Here is a 21,530-nt window from a genome sequence, read left to right as displayed (position 1 = left end):
AAATGCTTATTGTGTGGGGCGCTCGATTAAAAGCTATATATTTCCTTCACACGACAAGCTTTGCTTGTAAGTGTTTCGTCAATATATAGCTTTTAATCTTCGCTTCTTTTGTGAGGTATAAATAAAAAAAGGAGACATATCTAATACTTAGATATGTCTCCTTTTTTTATTTATATATAATCTAAACAGACTATAATTTATTTTTCTTTATTTTCTTTTACTTCTTTAACTTCTTTTTTCTCTGGTTTTGGTAAAAGTGCTTTTCTAGATAAGTTAACTCTACCTTTTTCATCGATTTCAGTTACCTTAACTGTTACTTCATCACCTATATTTAAAACATCCTCAACCTTATTTACTCTTTCATGAGCTATATGAGATATGTGAAGTAGTCCTTCTTTTCCTGGAAGTACTTCAACGAATGCTCCAAAATTCATTATTCTAGTTACTTTACCTGTGTAAGTTTCACCTACTTCAGCTTCTGCAACTATATTATTTATAAGTTCTTGAGCCTTAGCTATCATTTCAGCGTCTATTCCACTTATAAATACTTCTCCAGTTTGTTCTATATCTATTTTAACTCCAGTTTCATCTATAATCTTAGTTATTATTTTTCCACCAGGTCCTATAACGTCTCTTATCTTATCTGGATTTATATTCATTGTTACTATCTTAGGTGCATATTTAGAAAGCTCTGGTTTAGGAGCAGCTATAGTTTTTCTCATTTCATTTAATATATGAATTCTACCTACTTTAGCTTGCTTTAAAGCAGTTCTTAAAACTTCTTCATCTATACCAGCTATTTTTATATCCATTTGTATAGCAGTTATACCGTGCTCAGTACCTGCAACTTTAAAGTCCATGTCTCCTAAGTGGTCTTCCATACCTTGTATATCTGAAAGTACCGCAACTTTATCGTCATGTTTTATAAGTCCCATAGCTATACCTGCTACCATATCTTTTAATGGCACACCTGCATCTAAAAGAGATAATGTTGATCCACATACACTACCTTGAGATGTTGATCCATTTGAACTTAAAACTTCAGAAACAACTCTTATTGCATATGGGAAATCTTCTTTAGAAGGTATCACAGGAAGTAATGCTCTTTCAGCTAATGCTCCATGTCCTATCTCTCTTCTACCTGGACCTCTTGAAGGTCTAGCTTCTCCAACACTGTATGCTGGGAAGTTGTAATGATGCATATATCTTTTACTTTCTTCTTCATCAAGTCCATCAAGTATTTGAACATCACCTAAAGCTCCTAAAGTTGCTATAGACATTACTTGAGTTTGTCCTCTTGTAAATAATCCAGATCCATGAGCTCTTGGTATGAATCCATTATCACACCATATAGGTCTTATTTCATCTGGCTTTCTGTTATCTGGTCTTACATTTTCATGTACTATAAGCTTTCTTACTTGCTCTTTTATTATAGCATGTAATGTTTCTTCTATATCTTGACCAAATTCTTCTACTATATCTTCAAAGTTTTCAAAAGTAGCTTCTTTTACTGCATCCATTTTTTCCATTCTTTCAAGCTTTTCTACAGTTTTAACCGCTTCTTTCATTTTATCTGTAGCAAATTCACGAACAGCTTTTTCTACGTCTGCATTTATTTCAAAAAGAGTAACTTCTATTTTTTCTTTTCCAACTTCAGCAACTATAGTCTCTATAAACTCAACAACTTTTTTAATTTCTTTATGAGCAAATAATATAGCTTCTAACATTAATTCATCTGGTATTTCTTCTGCACCTGCTTCAACCATCATTATAGCATCTTTCGTTCCTGATACTACAAGATGTAGAGAACTCTTTTCTCTTTGCTCAGCAGTTGGATTTATAACAAATGCACCATCTACTAATCCTACTGATACAGATCCTGTAGGTCCATTAAATGGTATATCAGATATAGATAATGCTATAGATGAACCTATCATTGCTACTATATCAGGTGTACAATCTTGATCAACTGATAAAACTGTTGCTACTACTTGTACATCATTTCTAAATCCTTTTGGGAATAAAGGTCTTATAGGTCTATCTATAAGTCTTGATGTAAGTATAGCTTTTTCTGAAGGTTTTCCTTCTCTTTTTAAGAATCCTCCAGGTATCTTTCCTACTGAATATAATTTTTCTTCATAATCAACACTTAAAGGGAAGAAATCTATTCCATCTCTTGGTTGCGCTGACTTTGAAGTATTAACCATAACCATAGTCTCACCATACTGAAGTATGGCACTTCCACTAGCTAGTTCGGCAATTTTTCCTATTTCAACAGAAAGCTCTCTTCCTGCAAAATCCATTTTAAAAACTTTATGTTCAAACATTAATGCTTGTACCTCCTCTTTATTAAAAACCGCGTTTAGTATCCTATGTACTATCTTATCAAAAATACTATAATTTAACAACATAAAAGTAAATTACTAGCTTTCATCAATATAATTTAGAGATACAAAACGTAATTAGCAAATATTTGTTTTTATTTATTATTTGCTTATTATGTAAAATTTAATACATTTAATTTGAACAACTAATAGCAATTATATCAGGTCCTGTATGTGAGCAGATACAAGCTCCACCTCTAGTAAAGTAAAGTTTTTTAACTTTCAGACTTTCTTCTACTTCTTTTTGTAGCACTTCAAAGTCTCCCACATTAGCTCCGCACCCAATCATTACATTTTTATCTTCAAAATTATCATATTGAGATTTTAGCAAGTCTATTAGTGTATGTACTACATGTTTTTTACCTCTTACCTTTGTAACTAATGCTATATTTCCATCTTTCATTGAAAATACAGGCTTAAGACTTAACATGTTACCTATTGCAGCTGTAGTTACAGAAACCCTTCCGCTTCTTTTTAGGTATTCTAAGCTATCTGGCACAAAGAATAGATTTACACTTTCTCTTAATGCCTCTAACTCATTTATTATGCTCTTAGCATCCATATTTTGCTCCATAAGCTCACAAGCTTTTATAACAAACTGCCCGCTTCCTAGGGATAAATTTAATGTGTCAAATATGTGTATTTCTCCTTCTGTATCATTTTTAGCCATCATAGCACTTTGATACGTTCCAGAAGATTTTGATGATCCATTTATACAAATTATTGAATATTCATCCTTATATTTATCAAATACCTCTTTAAATTGCATATATGTCGCTTGAGATGTTTTTGGTACGGTATGTATTTTCCTCATAGTATTATAAAACTCTTCATTGGTCATATCTATACCATCTTTAAATTCATTTTCTTCTATAATTATAGTTAATGGAATTATTTCTATTTCATGTTTTTCTGCTAACTCCATAGGAATATCACATAAACTATCGCATATTAATTTTGTTTTCATAGCAAATCCCCTCCTAAAAGAAAAATTTCTATATAAATTATACTATTCCTTTATATATTTTAAACTAATTTTAGACAATTTGTAATTTTTTTGTCTATATTTGAAACTTAACTTTATTAAAGTATCTAAACAAAAAAAGAAGGCTTTAACCTTCTTTCTTTATCTAAATAATCTAATTATTTTCTTAATCCTAATTTAGCTATTAAAGCTCTGTATCCTTCTAAGTCTTTCTCTTTTAAGTAAGCTAATAAGTTTCTTCTCTTACCAACCATCTTTAAAAGACCTCTTCTTGAGTGGTGGTCTTTTTTATGAGTCTTTAAGTGACCGTTTAATTCATTTATTCTAGCTGTTAATAAAGCTATTTGTACTTCTGGAGAACCAGTATCCCCTTCAAATCTTCCGAATTCTTTTATTATTTCAGTTTTGTTCATTTGTGATTACCTCCATTGTTTTATTAAATCCCCTATTACTAAGCATTGATTGGAGTATTCGAATGCCGAGTAACGGTTCACGAATTTTATTTTACCATAAAGCATGTCTATTTGTAAACATACTTTTTGTATACAAAATTTACGTCTTTTCTCAATTGCGATTTCAATTCATCTAAAGAGTTAAACTTTTTTTCATCTCGTATCCTATCTAAAAATTCAACTTTTATTATCTCACCATATATCTCTTCATCAAAGTCAATTATATTTGTTTCTATAGATAATACTTTTCCATTTACAGTAGGATTATATCCTATATTAGTTGCTCCATAGTAAACCTTATTTTTAATATATACTTTAACTGCATATATTCCATTTTTAGGTATAATCAACTTATCTTCAGCCTTTAGGTTGGCAGTTGGAAATCCAATTGTTCTTCCAATTTTTCTTGCATGTATAACTTCGCCTTCTAAAAAATAATTTCTACCTAAAAAATCTTTAATTTCACTTACATTACCATCATTTATAAGATTTCTTATATAGCTACTGCTGACTCTTCTGCCTTTTATTTTTATCGGTTCTATTACTTTAACCTTCATGTTATAATTTTTCCCAAGACTTTCAAGCAAGCTAGCATTTCCTTCTTTATTTCTAGCAAAAGTGAAATCATGCCCAACTATAACCATTCTACATTTTAGTTTTTCATGCAAAATAGTTTTTACAAAATCAGTCGCAGATATTTTTGTCATATATTCATCAAATGGAATCATAAAAACTATGTCCACACCTAGATTTTCAAATATCTTAACTTTCTCTTCATTTGTAATAATATGCTTTATAGAATCAGCTCTAAAATACCTCATAGGGTGATTTTCAAATGTAAATACTACACTTTTATAATTCTTTGTTTTTGCTTCTTTTACAGCTTCTTTAATAAGCTTTATATGGCCTTTATGAATACCATCAAAATTCCCAATAGTTACAACAGTATTTTCAACATTTATTACTTCATCTAATGATTTTATAATAGTCATAATAAATTCCCCACTACTTATATTCTATACAAATAGTTTATCACTTTTTAAGCATAATGTCCCATCAACTTTTAAGAATTTGCCTACTCCTAAAAATTTCCCTTCACTATATACTCTTACAAATTCATCAGTTTCTTTAAAATCACCTTTTAAAAAACCTTTATTGTAAACTATAGCTCCATTTACATAAGACTTAACTGCAAGCGGATTTATATGTATACTATTAAAATTTGATAAAACATAATCGATATCATATAAATGTTCATCTAACATATTTTCTTTATAAAGTTCTTCTAATTGATCTAAAGTTATAGCATTGTCTATATTAAATTTTCCTGATGAAGTTCTAAGTAAGAATGACATATGACCACCACAACCTAACTCTTTACCTATATCGTAGCATATACTTCTTACATAAGTTCCTTTAGAACACTTAACATAAAACATTACTTTATTTTCTTTAAATGATAAGATATTAAGCTCCTTTATGTTAACATCTCTATATTTAAGAGTAATTTCTTCAGCTCTTCCAGCTCTAACTAAATCACACATTCTTTTTCCATTTACTTTTAAAGCCGAATACATAGGAGGAAGTTGTTTAATTTCTCCCCTTTGAGTGTCAAATGCTTGTTCAAGTTTTTCAATATTTATATCTTTAACTTCAGATCTTTCTACAATTTCACCTGATGAGTCATAAGTATCTGTAGTTATTCCTAAAGTCAGTTCACAGATGTATGACTTATCCTTATTAAGAATAAGTTCACTAACCTTTGTAGCTTTTCCTATACATATAGGTAGTACCCCTGATGCATCTGGATCAAGGGTACCTGTGTGACCAACTTTTTTTATATTTAATATTTTTCTAACCCTACCTACGACGTCATGAGATGTCATTCCCGTAGGTTTTAGTATATTTACTATTTTGTTCATATCAATCATCCTTAAATATGTTTTAAGACTTCGTCAATCACCATTTTTTTTGCATTTTCTATACTATCATTTATAGTACATCCTGAGGCTCTAACGTGGCCTCCTCCTCCAAATTTCTGTGCAATAGAACTAACATTCACATAGTTTTTAGATCTAAAACTTACTTTAATTTCATTTTCTGCTTTTTCTTTGAATAAAAGTCCTACTTCTACTCCATCTATATCTCTAGTATACGATGTAACTCCATCTGCGTCATTAAATGAAATATCATTTCTATTTAGCATATCTGTAGTTAACATCATACTAGCTATTTTACCATCTACAATATCTAATGTGTCCAATGCTTCTCCTAGTAATTTATAATAATTATATGTATTACTTTGGAATATTTTTTGAATTATAAGATCCTTTTTAGCTCCTATAGTAACTAGATCATATGCCATTAAATAACTGCTTGGATTAGTATTTGAGTAAGAAAAATTACCTGTATCAGTTAAAAGTCCTGTATACAGATATGTAGCTATATTCTCATCTATTAATTGATCATTAATAGTATCAGAATACTCTTTAAGTAAATTGTAGACTAATTCACATGTAGATGATTCATTTGGATTTATATAATTTAAATCTCCGAAATTATCATTACTTGCATGATGATCTATGCATATTAATTTACTAACAGATGTTTTTATTTTGTCACTTACACAAATTCTATTAATATCTCCACAATCAAGAGATATTAAAGTGTAATCGCTTAAATTAACATCTGTTTCTTCTGATTTTAGTATGTTTACATTTTCAACTAAAAATCTTAAATTAACAGGTATACTATCATCAAGTACATACAATACATTTTTTCCTAATTTTTTTAAAACATAGTACATAGATAATGTTGATCCTATGTTGTCCCCATCTGGGCTATAATGAGAGGTAACAATAAAATTGTTACCCTCTTGTATAGCATTTATAATATTTTTCACATTTTTTTTCATTAATTATTCTCCTTGAGAATCATCTGAAAAATCTTTTTTGTTTTTGCTGTTGTCTTCATTTACTTTCTTTATAAGACTTTCCATATACATTCCCTTTTCAATAGAATCATCAATCTTAAAGATAATTTCTGGAGTATGTCTAAGTTTTACATTTTTTCCTACTTCTTTTCTTATATATCCACAAGCACTCTTTAGACCTGCCATGCTTGATTCTTTATTTCCACCTAATATACTTACATAAACATAAGCATAACTTAAATCACTAGTTACCTCAACATCGGTAACACTTATAAGAGAATTTATTCTATAGTCTTTTATTCCACTTATAAGCATTGTACTTACAACTTTTCTTATTTCTTCGCCTATTCTTTGCGTTCTGCTATATGATGCCATAATATCGACCTCTTTTACTTACTATTTTAGTTTTCTTTCTACTTCTTTAGTTATATAAGCTTCTACTATGTCGCCTTCTTTTATATCATTGAAGTTAGTAAATGTTATACCACACTCATACCCATGATTTACTTCTTTTGCATCATCTTTAAATCTCTTTAATGCTGCTATTTCACCTTCATGGATTATTATTCCATCTCTAACAATTCTTACTTTACCATTTCTAAATATCTTACCACTTAATACATAAGATCCTGCTACTGTACCAACTCCAGATATTTTAAATGTATTTCTTACTTCTGCTTTACCTGTTTCTTCATCTACATACTCAGGATCTAACATACCTGTCATAGCAGCTTGTACATCTTCTATAGCCTTGTATATTATTGTGTATGTTCTTATATCTACTTCTTCTTTTTTAGCCATTACTTCAGCTGTAGCTACTGGTCTTACGCTAAATCCTATTATTATAGCATTAGATGCTCTAGCTAGCATAACGTCAGACTCAGTTATTGCTCCAACACCACAGTGTATAACTCTAACAGCAACTTCTTCTGTAGATAATTTTTCTAATGATTGCTTAACAGCTTGAACAGATCCTTGAACGTCAGCTTTAACAACTACGTTTAAATCTTTAACTTCAGCATCTGACATTTGGCTAAAGAATTCATCAAGGCTTATTCTTTGATTAGATTTTAGCATTTCTTCTCTTGCTATATGTTGTCTCTTTTCAGCTACGTTTCTTGCTATTTTTTCAGTAGCAACTGCAACAAATTGATCTCCACCTTGTGGAACTTCTGATAATCCTAATATTTCAACTGCAGTAGCTGGTCCAGCAACTTTAACTCTTCTACCTTTATCGTTTATCATTGCTCTAACTTTTCCACAAGCAGTACCTGCAACTATAGGATCTCCAACTTTTAAAGTTCCCCCTTGAACAAGTACAGTTGCAACAGGTCCTCTTCCTTTATCAAGTTGAGCTTCTATAACTGTTCCTACTGCTCTTTTGTTTGGATTAGCTTTTAATTCTTCCATCTCTGCAACTAATAATATCATTTCAAGTAATGTGTCTATATTAGTTTGTTGTCTAGCTGATACAGGAACTGATATAACATCTCCACCCCAGTCTTCAACTAATAATCCTTGATCTGCTAATTCTTGTTTAACTCTGTCTATATTAGCATCTGGCTTATCTATTTTGTTTATAGCAACTATTATTGGTACCTCTGCTGCTTTAGCATGGTTTATAGCTTCTATTGTTTGAGGCATTATACCATCATCTGCAGCAACAACTAATATAGCCATATCTGTTACTTGTGCTCCTCTAGCTCTCATAGATGTGAAAGCCTCATGTCCTGGTGTATCTAAGAATACTATTTTTTCTCCATTTATAGTAACTTCAGATGCCCCTATATGTTGAGTTATTCCACCCGCTTCTTTGTTTGTTACACTTGTTGATCTTATAGCATCTAATAAAGATGTTTTACCGTGGTCAACATGTCCCATAACTGTAACGATAGGAGATCTCTTTACTAAATCTTCTTCTTTATCTTCTTCTATTTCCATTAATGCGTCTATTTCTGCTGCTTCTTGTTCTGATGTATCTTTTTCTACTAATTCAAATCCATAGTCTTTAGCTACTAAAGAAGCTATTTCAAAATTTAACTCTTGGTTTATTGTTGCCATAGTTCCCATTTTCATAAGCTTCATTATTATTTCTGTAACTGGTTTTTCTAAACTGTTAGCTAATTCTTGAACAGTTAAACTACCTTCCACAGATACTGTTGGAAGTCCACTTCCTTTAGCTTCTTCTAATAATTCCATAGCCATATCTGCATCTTCTTGACTTAACTCATCATTCTTATCATTTACGTTTATATCTAATTCTCCTAGTTTAGCTATAAGTTCTTCACTAGTAATTCCTAAATTTTCTGCTAATTGGTATACTCTTGTTGACACAAGACCACCCCCTATTATATTTTTGTATTTTCAATAAGTTCTAAAACCTTATTTGCAAAACTTGCGTCCTTAATTCCAACAACTGCTCTAGGAGCTTTTCCTATAGCTAACCCTAATTGCAATTTAGTTGAATATGTAACACAGTTTATATTTCTAAAAGATGTTTTATCTTTAAATAACTTTTTCGTGTTATTCGAAGCATCATCTGCTACTATAACTAGTTTTACCCTATTTTTTTTAATTTCAAGCATAGTTGAATCATCACCCGATACTAGTTTACCTGCGCGCTGTGCGAGACCTAGAAAAGAATAAATTTTTGCTTCATTATTATTCATTATCTTCAATCTCCTTAATTAGTGATTCATACACTTCTTCAGGAATTTCCATTTTGAAAGCTCTACTTAGGGCATTGCTTTTAATAGCTTTTTTTAAACATTCGCTACAGTTACAAATATATGCACCTCTACCGTTTGCTTTTCCTGTTTTATCTAAAAATATATGTCCTTCTTTATTTTTAACAATTCTTATTAACTCTTTTTTATTGTCTCTATCTTGACAAGCTATACACTTTCTCTGAGGAACTTTTTTTACCTTTTGCAAATGTATCACTCCTTATATCTAAGCATCTAGTTCATCTTGATTTGCTGCTTCTTTAGCTGCTTGAGTTTCACTTTTTATATCGATTTTCCAGTTAGTTAACTTAGCTGCAAGTCTAGCATTTTGACCTTCTTTACCTATAGCAAGTGATAATTGATAATCTGGAACTATAACTAAAGCACTCTTTTCTTCTTCATTTACATCTACAGACATAACTTTTGATGGGCTTAGAGCTGCTGATATAAATTCAACTGGGTTTTCACTGTACTTGATTATATCTATCTTTTCATCACCTAGTTCATCAACTATATTTTTAACTCTTGATCCTTTAGGTCCAACACATGCTCCTATTGGATCTATATTTTCATCTACTGAGCTAACTGCCATTTTAGTTCTAGATCCAGCTTCTCTTGCAATGCTTTTAACTTGAACAGATCCTTCAAATATTTCTGGAACTTCCATTTCAAATAGTCTTTTAACTAAACCTGGATGACTTCTTGAAACACTTATTTGAGGTCCTTTATTAGTTTTCTTCACTTCTAATATATAAACCTTTATTTTTTGTCCTGCTTGATAATGCTCTCCTGGTATTTGCTCTGCTTGAGTCATTATAGCTTCTATTCTTCCAAGATTTACATGCACTATGTTTTTGTTTACTCTAGCAACCTCTCCAGTAACTATTTCATCTTGTTTGTCTATAAACTCATTATAAACTATATCTCTTTCAGCTTCTCTTATTCTTTGAACAACTACTTGCTTTGCAGTTTGAGCTGCTATTCTTCCGAATTCTGTAGTAGTTATCTCATTTTCTATTATATCACCAATTTCATAGTTAGGGCTTATTTCTCTAGCCTCATCTATTTCAATTTCTAAGAAAGTATCATATATATCTTCTGAGTCAACAACTATTCTTTGAGAGTAAACCTTTACATCTCCTTTTTCTCTATCAAAATATACTCTAACATTTTGAGCCGATCCAAAGTTCTTTTTATAAGCAGTTAATAATGCTTGTTCTATAGTATCTATAAGTATTTCTTTATCTATTCCTCTATCTTTTTCTAATTCTTCTAATGCGTCTACAAACTCGTGGTTCATTTCTTTATCCTCCTATTTTTCGATATTAAGTTTTAATTAGAATTTTACAGCAAGTCTTATAAGTGCTATATCTTTTTTATCAAATTCCATCTCTTCACCGTCTACTATTAATTTAACTACTTTATTTTCAGCTAGTTCAACTAATTCCGCTTCAAAATGTTTTAATCCATTTATAGGTTTATATAATTTAACTTCTACATCTCTACCAGCATATCTTACAAAGTCTTTTTCTTTTTTAAGTGGTCTATCAAGTCCTGGTGAAGATACTTCTAAGAAGTAGTTTTCTTTTATTGGATCTTTTTCATCTAATATAGGGTTTATAGCTCTAGTTACAACTTCACAGTCGTTTAAAGATACACCCCCATCTTTATCTATAAATATTCTTAAGTAATATTCGCCTGCTTCTTTAACATATTCAACATCAACGATTTCGATGTTATTTTCATTAGTTATTGGAAGTACTAATTCTTCTATCATTGCTTCTGTACTTTTTTTCATTCGACTTACCTCCTATTCAGTTGTTATTTTATAGTCTATAAGTACTATAAATAAAAGAGTGAGAACTTTCCGTCTCACTCTTAGTTTTTACATTTTATACTATTTTATATACTATAATACCATACATTGTTTTTATTTGCAAACTTTCTAGTATTATTCAATGTTTTATCCTATTTTTAATACCTTAAAATTTAATTTTTTTGAACTTTATTATCAATAAATTTATATATCCTATCAAAATATTCTTTTCCTAATATATCATATCCATTAACATGTTGAACTCCATCAATTAACCATAACTCTTTCTTGTTATGAGGTATATTGTCATAAATTATTTTGCTACTATTTGGAGAACATACTTTATCCTCTTTTCCATGTATTAAAAACATAGGAGTTGTAATATGCTGAACAGCTTTATATGGCTTTACATCTTCATAGCTAAATCCAGATTTAACCTTTGTGTATATATTCCCCATAAACTTAGCATACCCAACAGGTAATAGCGGTATATCTTTATCTTCAATTCCTAATCTTATCGCATCTTGCATCTCATGATAAGGAGAATCTGCTATATAAAAATCTACATACTTATTTTTTTCATTAATTTCTGAATGCATAACAACCGTTGCAGCTCCCATCGAATGTCCATGAGCTCCTAATAATCCATTTGGATATTTTTTCTTTACAAACTTGGCTACATTTTCTAAATCATATCTTTCATAAAGTCCAAATGTATAATTATTTCCACCAGTATGGCCTGTATGTCTTTGGTTATATAGCATTACATTATAACCATGTTCTAAATATTCATATGCTTTTTCTAGATATTCATAATAATTACTTTCAATTCCATGAACTAAGATTATGCTTTTATCGGTAGGTATATTTGACTTTATAAATTTACCTTCTATTTTGTATCCATTTTCAGGTGAGTTTATAAAAACATCTTCATACTTATATTTTTTTAACTTATCTAAAGGCTTCCCTTCTCTATGTGAAAAAACTTCTACTATATCTTCATTTTTTATTTTTTGACTAGATCCAACAGATCCATCATACACTAAATACCCTACTACACAAGATCCTATTAATAAAACTAAACTGATTAAAACCACTACTAAAATTGACTTCTTCATTAATTCCTCCCATTTTATCACTTGGTACTAATACTTAGTATACAATAAATTCAAATTCTTTTCTACTTTTTTAACAAAAAAAACAAGCTATTATTAGCTTGTCTATAATTGGAGCTAGTGATAGGAATCGAACCTACAACCTGCTGATTACAAGTCAGCTGCTCTACCGTTGAGCCACACTAGCGTATATGGCGGGAATAACAGGACTCGAACCTGTGACCCATTGATTAACAGTCAATTGCTCTACCAACTGAGCTATATTCCCATTTTATTTTGGAGGCGACACCCAGATTCGAACTGGGGATCAAGGAGTTGCAGTCCACTGCCTTACCACTTGGCTATGTCGCCTCATTTCTTACATTATTATTATATTATGTTTTTTAAATTTTGTTAACCTTTTTTATTAATTTTTTCGCTTTTTCTTTCGATTTTTTTCGACACTTAGCATGTGCATAATTTCAGTTTATTATTTCCTTTTTTAATTAGATAAAATCCTACTATTAAATATATTAAATTCATCCATAACCCTATTGGATTTGGTATTATAATTAAAAAATTATTTAATATATGAGCAAACATAGTTGCTTTAATTGACTTAGTATAATAATAGATTAAACCTAATATTATTCCGCCTCCAAATGCAGCTACACCTTGTATAACATTTAAGTGCACAATTCCAAATATCAAAGCTGAATATACTATAGCTTTGATAGGTCTATTACTAAATTTTTCTAATAGCTTTCCAAGTAAAATTTTTCTAAAGATTAATTCTTCAATTATAGGACCTATTATAATAACTTGAATACTAATTACTATCGTATTTATGATAGTAGCATTTTGCATATATGTATTGAAAATATTTTTTGATGGAACTATATGTAAATATAAAATCCAATTTGATATTATAACACTTTTAACTAAAACAAATCCTAAAATCATGCATATACAACTCACCATACTTTTTTTTAATAAAAACCTACTTTTACTTTCATTAAATTCCTTATTTTTCCCCGGAAATATTTTTTTCGATATTTTTAAGCAAATAAAAATTATTAAAACGTCACAAATTCCTATAATCAACGAAATTAAGTTTGTATTCATAATAATTCCCCCTTTTTTATATTCATTTTAATTATATACTCAAAGTCATCATATGTACAAATAGGATTATAACTCACAAGTTTACATAAGTTATAATCCTATTTATTAGAATAATGATAATTGATTCTTATCACTCATATTTTCTAAAGATCCATGATTTGTTAAAGTTTCAATTACAGTTTTTGAAATTTTAGTTCTCTTTCTAAGATCTTCTTTAGATATAAATTCTCCATTATCCCTTTCATTTTGAATATTTATTGCTGCATTCTCTCCCACCCCTTGTAGAGCTATCATAGGTGGCAATAAAGTTTTTTCACCTACAACTTGGAAATTTTTAGCATTCGATTTATATATATCAACTGGTATTATCTTTATACCTCTTGCATACATTTCAAGAGCAACTTCTAAAACTATTAGCATATTTTTTTCTTTAGTAGTTGCTTCATTTCCTAATTCTTCAATTTCTCTTATCTTTGATTTTATCGCCCCTAATCCTTTTACAATTAAATCTGCGTCAAAATCTTCTGCCTTAGTTGTAAAATAAGTTGCATAAAAAGCTTCTGGATAATGAACCTTGCAATATGCAAGTCTAAATGACATCATTACATATGCAACAGCATGCGCTTTAGGGAACATGTATTTAATTTGTTGGCATGACCATATATACCACTCTGGGACATCATTTTTCTCCATTTCTTCTATATGCTCAGGTTTTAACCCTCTACCTTTTCTAACACTTTCCATTATTGTAAAAGCCATTTTGGGAGGTAATCCTTTAAATATAAGGTAGTTCATTATATCGTCACGAGTAGATATAACATCCTTAAGACCTACTATTTCCTTTTGAACTAACTCTTGAGCATTATTTAGCCAAACGTCAGTACCATGAGAAAGACCAGATATACGAACAAGCTCTGCAAATGTAGTCGGCTTAGTATCAAGTAGCATTTGTCTAACGAACTTAGTTCCAAACTCTGGTATTGCTAGTGAACCTATTGGACAATTTATTTCTTCTGGTGTTACTCCTAATGCATCTGTTGATGTAAATAATGACATAGTTTCTTTATCATCTAATGGTATTGTTGTGGCATCTATCCCGGTTATATCTTCAAGCATTCTTATTATGGTCGGCACATCGTGCCCTAGTATGTCTAGTTTAAGTATTCTACCACTTATAGAATGATAGTCAAAGTGAGTAGTTATTACTCCACATGAAGTATCATTTGCAGGATATTGTATAGGCGTAAAATCATAAACATCTTTATAATGAGGAACAACCATAACTCCACCAGGATGTTGCCCTGATGTTCTTTTTACTCCTGTACATCCATTTGCTAACCTTAATGCTTCTGCTGAAGTAGTATTTATATTATTTTCCTCTATATATTTTTTAGCATATCCAAATGCTGTTTTTTCTGCTACTGTACCTATAGTTCCAGCTCTATAAACATATCCTTCACCAAATAATTCTTCTGTATATTTATGAATTATTGGCTGATAATCACCAGAGAAGTTTAAGTCTATATCCGGTTCTTTATCTCCTTCAAATCCTAAGAAAACTTCAAATGGTATATCATGACCATCTTTTTTTAGAGGTCTTCCACACTTTGGACAATCTTTATCTGGCAAGTCTGCTCCTGATCCCCACTCTCCTATTTCATAAAAATAAGAATATTTGCATTCTTCATTTTCGCATATATAGTGAGCAGGTAATGGATTAACTTCTGTTATATCACTCATAGTAGCCGCAAAAGATGACCCAACCGATCCCCTAGATCCAACTAGATATCCATCTCTTAACGACTTAGTAACAAGTTTTTGAGAAATGATGTACATAACCGCGTACCCATTTCCAATTATAGAGTTTAATTCTCTATCTAATCTTGCTTCAACTACTTTTGGCATAGGATCTCCATAAATTCTTTTTGCCTTTTCATAGCACATTTCCCTAAGTTCTACATCAGAGCCTTCTATTACAGGTGGATATGTATCATCCGGGATTGGTTTTATATCCTCAATCATATCTGCTATTTTATTAGTATTTGCTACAACTACTTCATATGCTTCTACTGGATCTAAATAGCTGAATTCTTCTAGCATCTCATCTGTAGTCCTAAAATGAAGATATGTTTCTTCCTCATCCACTTTAAATCCTTGAGAATTTTTCAAAACTTTTCTAAGAACAGCTTCATGCTTATCTAAGAAGTGTACATCTCCTGTAGCTACTGGTATTTTATTAAACTTCTTAGCTACATTGATTAATTTTCTGTTTAACTCCTTTAATTCTTCTTCGTCTTTAACTTCACCTTTTTCAATCATGAACCTATTATTATCAATTGGCATAACTTCTATATAGTCATATAGATCTATTATCTTTTCTATTTCTTCGTCTGGTAAATTTTTCTTAACAGCGGCGAATACTTGTCCTGCTTCACATGCAGACCCTATTATTAGACCTTCTTTATGCTTTTCTAATACACTCCTTAATATCCTAGGAGCTCTGTAAAAATGATTTACATGGGCATCCGATACAATCTTATATAAGTTTTTTAAGCCAGTGTAATTTTTAGCAAGTAAAGTTATATGATTTGTTGCAATCTTTGTATAGTCAAGGCCTCCAAGTTTTTCATTTACATCACTTAACTTTTCAACACCTTCTTTTTTAAGCATTTCTAAAAACTTTATAAATATATGGGCTGTAGCCTCTGCATCGTCTACTGCTCTATGGTGATTCAAAAGAGGTATTCCTAATGCTTTAGCAATAAGGTTCAATCTATGTCTTTTTAATTGTGGTAATAAAACCCTAGCTAAAGTCAACGTATCCACACTCTTATTTTTAAACTCTAGACCTTGTTCTCTGCTTTTTTGAGATATAAATCCCATATCAAAATCCGCATTGTGCGCAACTAAAACATCGTCACCTATAAATTCTAAAAACTTAGGTAGTATATCCTCTATCGTTGGTTTATCTGCTACTAAATCATTAGTAATTCCTGTTAATTCCTGTATTTTATACGATATGTCCGTTTCAGGATTTACCAACTCACTAAATCTATCTACAACTTTAAAGTTTTCTATTTTAACAGCACCAATCTCCGTTATCTTATCATTTGTATTAGAAAATCCAGTGGTTTCTATATCAAATACTACAAAACTTTGAGATAGCTCTTTATCATTTGGATCTTTTATTATAGGAACTTCATCTTCTGCTAAATATCCTTCAACACCATAAATAGCCTTTATCCCATGTTTTTTAGCCGCGTCCATAGCCTCTGGAAATGCTTGTACCACTCCATGATCTGTTATTGCTATTGCAGGATGCCCCCATTTTGCAGCTCTCTCAACTAATTTTTTTGTTGGACATATAGCATCCATTGATGACATTTGAGTATGTGCATGAAGCTCAACTCTTTTAACGTCTGACTTATCTATACGTTCTTCTTTAACTTCTTGTTTTATCCCACTTATTGTCATCGTTAGTTCTCTCTGATAGTTATCATAAAGTGCGTCACCTTTTATTTTTAGGTAAGCACCTTTAGTTACTGAATCTATAACTTTATCTTTATTCATATCATTTAAGAACAGTTTACAACTTATTGAACTTGTATAATCTGTTACTGCTGCTATTAAAAGAACTTTACCATTTCTTAACTCTTTTAATTCAACATCAAAAACTTCACCTATTACACACACAGTTCCTGAGTTAGGGTTTAATCTATTTATTTTTTCAACTGGAGCATTTACATTTTCTCCATAAATATATTCTTCTTTTGATAAAGCTACTATAGCTTCATTTCCTTCAATTTCAGCTTCATTTTCATCATCTAATTCTAATGATTCTGCTATTCTTTCTTTTACCATTTGTTCAACTAAATTATCATTTTTCATAATTAACTTTTCTACATCAGGACCTCGATTAACAGATTTTTCAAAAACTATATCTATTTCGATTCCAGCCTCTTCTGCTAATACATTTTTTAAAACCTGTATAGCATTTTGATTTGTAAGTCTCCTATAAAATAAATCTGATGGTAACTTTATTTTTAACGTATCATCTATACACATATACTCAACTTTTTTCACCCAACCACTTAGTGATGGACATAAATTAATTAATATATGTAGTATATTTGACCAATATTTTTTTATGATATCTTTTGTTTTCTGTTTTTCTAATTTAACATATCTTACTTTAATTTTCACATCACTAAAGTAGTCAAGCTTTTCCTTAATTTCTTCTCTTAGCATGTCTGTGTATATATAACTGATTATATTTTTTGAAGATAAATATATATATATTATTTTTTCTTCCTTAAAGTATATTACTTTTGTTACATATACATCTGCTAATTGTTTGTTTAAAATATTATTTTCTATTTCAAGTTTTTCTAAATAATCTTTAATATTTTCCATAAGAAGTTCCCTCCTCTCCATCAAATCATTATATCATATATACTACTTTTTTTATTAGGATTAGCTACAAAATATATATTTTTTAATAATATATTAGTAAGTAAGTTAGATGACACATTTAAGGTGGTGATTTCATGGATAACGTTGATAGCGTTTTAATAAATAAAATTTTACTTTCTTATGAAGATTTAGGCGAAAAAAAAATAATAAAAGAAATTGTAAAAAGTGTAAATGTTAATAAAAAATTATATATGCTTTATTTTAAAAAAAGATTCATACCTATATGTACCCTGCCTAGGTTAAGACTTATACTAGTTTCAAAGCAAGGATTTATATCTTTTTGTTATAACTTTTTTTCATTCTTACATTCTAAAAATATTTTTTTAAACATATCTAGTAAAAACATTTTTTCTATAGCTAAATTTGTTATATATCATGAGATTGGCCATATACTGGATTCAAGCATAGATGCTAGCAGGGCTGAATACAGTCAATTAATCAAAATCTTTATAAATAAACTTGTTGAATATGATATAGATATAGACATAGAAAATCTTCATAAAAAAAGCTTGCCGGTTGATTTAGAGGAATGTGTTATAAATCTAAAGAAAAATCTTATAAATAGAGAGTCTATAGCTTGGTCTATAGCGCATAGACTTATAGACTTTGAGGATAAAAATGAAGAGTTTATTTTTGATAGTATGAGAGAGTATGCATTAGCTACTTATAATTTTGGCAATATAAAAAATATTATTAGCGAAAACAACATAGATGTTTTTTTAAAGTATAAAAGAGTTGTATAAAAAAAATGAGGGTATCACCCTCATTTTTTATTTTTTATGAACTGGAACTTCATAAACTAAATTGCTAGTTGTATCATACATTCCTACCAATTTATTCATTACTCCTGATATAGCATTTGCCCAGTTTACATCTGTGGCATATTGATGCCATAAATTTTCATAGCTCCATCTCATTTTATATAAAGTATTTTGTCCGTATTTACTACTATGTATATAATTTGAAGATAACCACTTAGCTGAACCATCTATAGTTTTTTCAACTGTTGTCCATCCATTTTTATATGCAGCTTCAGCCCCCGAAAGATTTGCAGTTCCATCAAATGCTCCAATTCCAAAGAAGTTATAAACTTTTACAGGCTGAGGTAGTGGTTTCCCTTGATAAGATGTTAAAACTTGTCCTTGTGCAAGAGTAGATCTTCCATAACCCGTTTCTAGCATAGAATGTCCTACTAAGTATACTAAATCTATATTATGTTTTTGCGCAGCATTTATAAATGCTTGTCCTTGATTATAGAAAACATTAGAGCCTCCTGATGTAGGACTTAAACTATTTAAGTATCCATTTAATTCACTTGCAGTTATTCCACCTTTATAGCTATCTAATCTTAAAAATTGTAACATACTACTCTTACTACCTGTAAAGTTACTTGGGTTTATATAGTGTTCTATATCAGATCTACTAGCTTGTACAAACCCACGTGATGCGATCATATTTCCATTACCTTTCGTAACTTGTTGGTTAATATGTTGTGTTAAAGTATAGCTTACAGGTGTATTATTAACTGTCGCTCCATCTACAACCTCAGAGCTACCTCCTCCACCTGTGCTTCCTCCACTATAGTCTTTTAAGTAGTCACTTGATACGTAACCTTCTTTTCCATTGAATTTAATTTTCGACCAGCCATTACTTTCTGATATTACCTCTACTACTTCATTTTGTCTTAGAGATCCTATTACACTGTTGCTTGTCGCTGGTCCACTTCTTACATTTAGTGATGTTGCTGTCACTATTTTATTATTACTTGGGTTTGGAGTTTCACTTCCTCCACCAGTATTTCCACTATCAGAATCTTTTAAGTATATACTTGATACATATCCTTCTTTTCCGCTGAACTTAACTTTCGACCAGCCATTACTTTCTGATATTACTTCTACTTTATCATTTTGTTTTAATGATCCTATTACACTATTACTTGTTGATGGTCCACTTCTCACATTTAATGATGTTGCTAAAACCGTTTTAGTGTTAGCCGTACTCGGAGTTTCACTTCCTCCACCAGTATTTCCACCATCAGCGTCTTTTAAATATGTACTTGATACATATCCTTCTTTTACGCTGAACTTAACTTTCGACCAGCCATTACTTTCTGATATTACTTCTACTTTATCATTTTGTTTTAATGATGCTATTACACTATTACTTGTTGATGGTCCACTTCTCACATTTAGTGATGTTGCTGTTACTACTTTTGTTTTTCCTGGTGTTGGATTTGGAGTTTCACTTCCTCCACCAGTATTTCCACCATCAGCATCTTTTAAATATGTACTTGATACATATCCTTCTTTTCCGCTGAACTTAACTTTCGACCAGCCATTACTTTCTGATATTACTTCTACTTTATCATTTTGTTTTAATGATCCTATTACACTGTTACTTGTTGATGGTCCACTTCTCACATTTAGTGATGTTGCTGTTACTACTTTTGTTTTTCCTGGTGTTGGATTTGGATTTTCACTTCCTCCAGTATTTCCACCATTAGAGTCTTTTAAATATGCACTTGATACATATCCTTCTTTTACGCTGAACTTAACTTTCGACCAGCCATTACTTTCTGATATTACTTCTACTTTATCATTTTGTTTTAATGACCCTATTACACCATTACTTGTTGATGGCCCACTTCTCACATTTAATGATGTTGCTGTTACTACTTTTGTTTTTCCTATTGTTTTAGTTTCATTTGTATTATTATTAGAATTTGCATCTGTATTTTGATTAGTACTTGGTTTTTCACTTGGTTTTATATTATTCTCATTTGATAGAAACTCACTTGATGCATATCCGATTCTTCCCTCATACTTAATCTTTGACCAGCCATTACTCTCTGATATTAATTCGACTTCTGTTCCTTTTTTTATTTTAGCTATTGTTCTATAGCTTGTAGATGCTCCGCTTCTCATATTAAGCACATCTGCTGTAACTGTTCTTTTGGATTCTGATTGGTTATTTTGATTAAGGTCTGTTTTTATATACTCACTAGAAGCCCAGCCAGAATTTCCATTTCCTGCTTTTATTTTATACCATCCATCTTGGCTTTCTAATATAGTTACTTTTTCATTTTGCTTAATAGAAAAAAGAAAAGAACTTCCTGTTGAAGGTTCACTTCTTACATTTAATGATGGAGCTGTTACAATACCTTCCTGCCCAGATGCAAATACATTTGTAGCTGTCAATGGCATGAATGCAAGCGTAGCTATTGCTATTTTTTTATTCAATAAATATCCCCCCTGTTTTAAGTTGATTTTATACTTACGTTTTATATACGACAGTTTAATTGTATATTAAACATAAATAGTTAAAATCCTGTAACTTTTCCTATTATTTTTTATTGTATGCGAAAAAAAACCATTTTTGGTTATTTTCACATTTTTCTTTACAAATTATATATACAACAAAAAATCAGTTTTCTAACATTTAATATTTAAAATATGTTAAAATTTTTATGTTCAAAACATATTTAATTTATATAACTAAATTTCTAATAATCTCAATAATTCTTAATAAATATATTTTTAAAAC

The 21,530-nt window shown here is 30.3% G+C and carries 17 protein-coding genes and 3 tRNA genes; 1 reads left to right on the top strand and 19 read right to left on the bottom strand.

What is annotated here, in order from left to right; translation table 11 throughout:
- Positions 1-197: 197 nt before the first annotated feature.
- From KXZ80_RS04375 to KXZ80_RS04290, 18 genes are all read right to left on the bottom strand, one after another.
- Positions 198-2,327, bottom strand: a complete 2,130-nt coding sequence (locus KXZ80_RS04375) for a polyribonucleotide nucleotidyltransferase (RefSeq protein ID WP_021432244.1) — start codon at positions 2,325-2,327, stop codon at positions 198-200.
- A gap of 190 nt (positions 2,328-2,517) precedes the next feature.
- Positions 2,518-3,351, bottom strand: coding sequence for a DegV family protein (locus KXZ80_RS04370; protein ID WP_021428904.1), 834 nt, complete (start codon positions 3,349-3,351; stop codon positions 2,518-2,520).
- A gap of 176 nt (positions 3,352-3,527) precedes the next feature.
- Positions 3,528-3,782, bottom strand: a complete 255-nt coding sequence (gene rpsO / locus KXZ80_RS04365) for a 30S ribosomal protein S15 (protein ID WP_021432243.1) — start codon at positions 3,780-3,782, stop codon at positions 3,528-3,530.
- A 107-nt stretch (positions 3,783-3,889) separates the two neighbouring features.
- Entirely contained in the window at positions 3,890-4,813 is a 924-nt protein-coding gene (locus KXZ80_RS04360; protein ID WP_021432242.1) for a bifunctional riboflavin kinase/FAD synthetase, read from the bottom strand.
- Positions 4,814-4,837: 24 nt separating this feature from the next.
- The gene (gene truB, locus KXZ80_RS04355) at positions 4,838-5,743 is read right to left on the bottom strand and encodes a tRNA pseudouridine(55) synthase TruB (protein WP_021432241.1); all 906 of its coding nucleotides are present in this window, start codon (positions 5,741-5,743) and stop codon (positions 4,838-4,840) included.
- A gap of 11 nt (positions 5,744-5,754) precedes the next feature.
- Complete coding sequence (locus KXZ80_RS04350; protein ID WP_021432240.1) at positions 5,755-6,735, bottom strand: DHH family phosphoesterase; 981 nt, start codon at positions 6,733-6,735, stop codon at positions 5,755-5,757.
- A 3-nt stretch (positions 6,736-6,738) separates the two neighbouring features.
- The gene (gene rbfA / locus KXZ80_RS04345) at positions 6,739-7,128 is read right to left on the bottom strand and encodes a 30S ribosome-binding factor RbfA (RefSeq protein WP_021428779.1); all 390 of its coding nucleotides are present in this window, start codon (positions 7,126-7,128) and stop codon (positions 6,739-6,741) included.
- 21 nt (positions 7,129-7,149) lie between these two features.
- Positions 7,150-9,087 carry a translation initiation factor IF-2 gene (gene infB / locus KXZ80_RS04340; protein WP_021432239.1) on the bottom strand — a complete coding sequence of 646 codons (1,938 nt, stop codon included), beginning with the start codon at positions 9,085-9,087 and terminating at the stop codon, positions 7,150-7,152.
- Between the two features lie 14 nt (positions 9,088-9,101).
- Positions 9,102-9,422, bottom strand: a complete 321-nt coding sequence (locus KXZ80_RS04335) for a L7Ae/L30e/S12e/Gadd45 family ribosomal protein (RefSeq protein ID WP_025162355.1) — start codon at positions 9,420-9,422, stop codon at positions 9,102-9,104.
- Complete coding sequence (gene rnpM / locus KXZ80_RS04330) at positions 9,415-9,687, bottom strand: RNase P modulator RnpM (protein WP_021428756.1); 273 nt, start codon at positions 9,685-9,687, stop codon at positions 9,415-9,417. The genes KXZ80_RS04335 and rnpM overlap by 8 nt, the downstream gene beginning before the upstream one ends.
- Before the next feature lie 18 nt (positions 9,688-9,705).
- A complete protein-coding gene (gene nusA / locus KXZ80_RS04325; RefSeq protein ID WP_021432238.1) occupies positions 9,706-10,779 on the bottom strand; it encodes a transcription termination factor NusA in 1,074 nt (357 codons plus the stop codon).
- Between the two features lie 36 nt (positions 10,780-10,815).
- Positions 10,816-11,277: a ribosome maturation factor RimP gene (locus KXZ80_RS04320; RefSeq protein WP_021428857.1), complete on the bottom strand. Its 462-nt coding sequence runs from the start codon at positions 11,275-11,277 to the stop codon at positions 10,816-10,818.
- 191 nt (positions 11,278-11,468) lie between these two features.
- Positions 11,469-12,413 (bottom strand): alpha/beta hydrolase, encoded by a 945-nt coding sequence (locus KXZ80_RS04315; RefSeq protein ID WP_021432237.1) that lies wholly within the window; start codon positions 12,411-12,413, stop codon positions 11,469-11,471.
- 109 nt (positions 12,414-12,522) lie between these two features.
- Positions 12,523-12,597: transfer RNA gene (locus KXZ80_RS04310), tRNA-Thr, on the bottom strand.
- 5 nt (positions 12,598-12,602) lie between these two features.
- Positions 12,603-12,678, bottom strand: a tRNA-Asn gene (locus tag KXZ80_RS04305).
- A 9-nt stretch (positions 12,679-12,687) separates the two neighbouring features.
- Positions 12,688-12,761, bottom strand: a tRNA-Cys gene (locus tag KXZ80_RS04300).
- Positions 12,762-12,854: 93 nt separating this feature from the next.
- The gene (locus KXZ80_RS04295) at positions 12,855-13,514 is read right to left on the bottom strand and encodes a CPBP family intramembrane glutamic endopeptidase (RefSeq protein WP_021432236.1); all 660 of its coding nucleotides are present in this window, start codon (positions 13,512-13,514) and stop codon (positions 12,855-12,857) included.
- 105 nt (positions 13,515-13,619) lie between these two features.
- Positions 13,620-17,927 carry a PolC-type DNA polymerase III gene (locus tag KXZ80_RS04290; RefSeq protein ID WP_021432235.1) on the bottom strand — a complete coding sequence of 1,436 codons (4,308 nt, stop codon included), beginning with the start codon at positions 17,925-17,927 and terminating at the stop codon, positions 13,620-13,622.
- A gap of 134 nt (positions 17,928-18,061) precedes the next feature.
- Here KXZ80_RS04290 and KXZ80_RS04285 point away from each other — a divergent pair, with 134 nt between their 5' ends.
- Positions 18,062-18,730 (top strand): hypothetical protein, encoded by a 669-nt coding sequence (locus KXZ80_RS04285; protein WP_021432234.1) that lies wholly within the window; start codon positions 18,062-18,064, stop codon positions 18,728-18,730.
- Positions 18,731-18,757: 27 nt separating this feature from the next.
- Here KXZ80_RS04285 and KXZ80_RS04280 read toward each other — a convergent pair whose 3' ends face one another.
- Positions 18,758-21,226, bottom strand: coding sequence for a beta- N-acetylglucosaminidase (locus KXZ80_RS04280; protein ID WP_021432233.1), 2,469 nt, complete (start codon positions 21,224-21,226; stop codon positions 18,758-18,760).
- Positions 21,227-21,530: the final 304 nt, after the last annotated feature.

The sequence above is a fragment of the Paraclostridium bifermentans genome (assembly GCF_019916025.1).
Taxonomy (GTDB): domain Bacteria; phylum Bacillota; class Clostridia; order Peptostreptococcales; family Peptostreptococcaceae; genus Paraclostridium; species Paraclostridium bifermentans.
This window is presented reverse-complemented; position numbering and strand designations above follow the sequence as displayed.

Coding starts and splice junctions, on each gene's coding strand:
- KXZ80_RS04335 (WP_025162355.1), bottom strand. CDS start 9,422: ATGAATAATAATGAAGCAAAAATTTATTCTTTTCTAGGTCTCGCACAG.
- nusA (WP_021432238.1), bottom strand. CDS start 10,779: ATGAACCACGAGTTTGTAGACGCATTAGAAGAATTAGAAAAAGATAGA.
- KXZ80_RS04370 (WP_021428904.1), bottom strand. CDS start 3,351: ATGAAAACAAAATTAATATGCGATAGTTTATGTGATATTCCTATGGAG.
- rpsO (WP_021432243.1), bottom strand. CDS start 3,782: ATGAACAAAACTGAAATAATAAAAGAATTCGGAAGATTTGAAGGGGAT.
- KXZ80_RS04360 (WP_021432242.1), bottom strand. CDS start 4,813: ATGACTATTATAAAATCATTAGATGAAGTAATAAATGTTGAAAATACT.
- KXZ80_RS04375 (WP_021432244.1), bottom strand. CDS start 2,327: ATGTTTGAACATAAAGTTTTTAAAATGGATTTTGCAGGAAGAGAGCTT.
- KXZ80_RS04290 (WP_021432235.1), bottom strand. CDS start 17,927: ATGGAAAATATTAAAGATTATTTAGAAAAACTTGAAATAGAAAATAAT.
- rbfA (WP_021428779.1), bottom strand. CDS start 7,128: ATGGCATCATATAGCAGAACGCAAAGAATAGGCGAAGAAATAAGAAAA.
- truB (WP_021432241.1), bottom strand. CDS start 5,743: ATGAACAAAATAGTAAATATACTAAAACCTACGGGAATGACATCTCAT.
- KXZ80_RS04320 (WP_021428857.1), bottom strand. CDS start 11,277: ATGAAAAAAAGTACAGAAGCAATGATAGAAGAATTAGTACTTCCAATA.
- KXZ80_RS04350 (WP_021432240.1), bottom strand. CDS start 6,735: ATGAAAAAAAATGTGAAAAATATTATAAATGCTATACAAGAGGGTAAC.
- KXZ80_RS04315 (WP_021432237.1), bottom strand. CDS start 12,413: ATGAAGAAGTCAATTTTAGTAGTGGTTTTAATCAGTTTAGTTTTATTA.
- KXZ80_RS04295 (WP_021432236.1), bottom strand. CDS start 13,514: ATGAATACAAACTTAATTTCGTTGATTATAGGAATTTGTGACGTTTTA.
- KXZ80_RS04285 (WP_021432234.1), top strand. CDS start 18,062: ATGGATAACGTTGATAGCGTTTTAATAAATAAAATTTTACTTTCTTAT.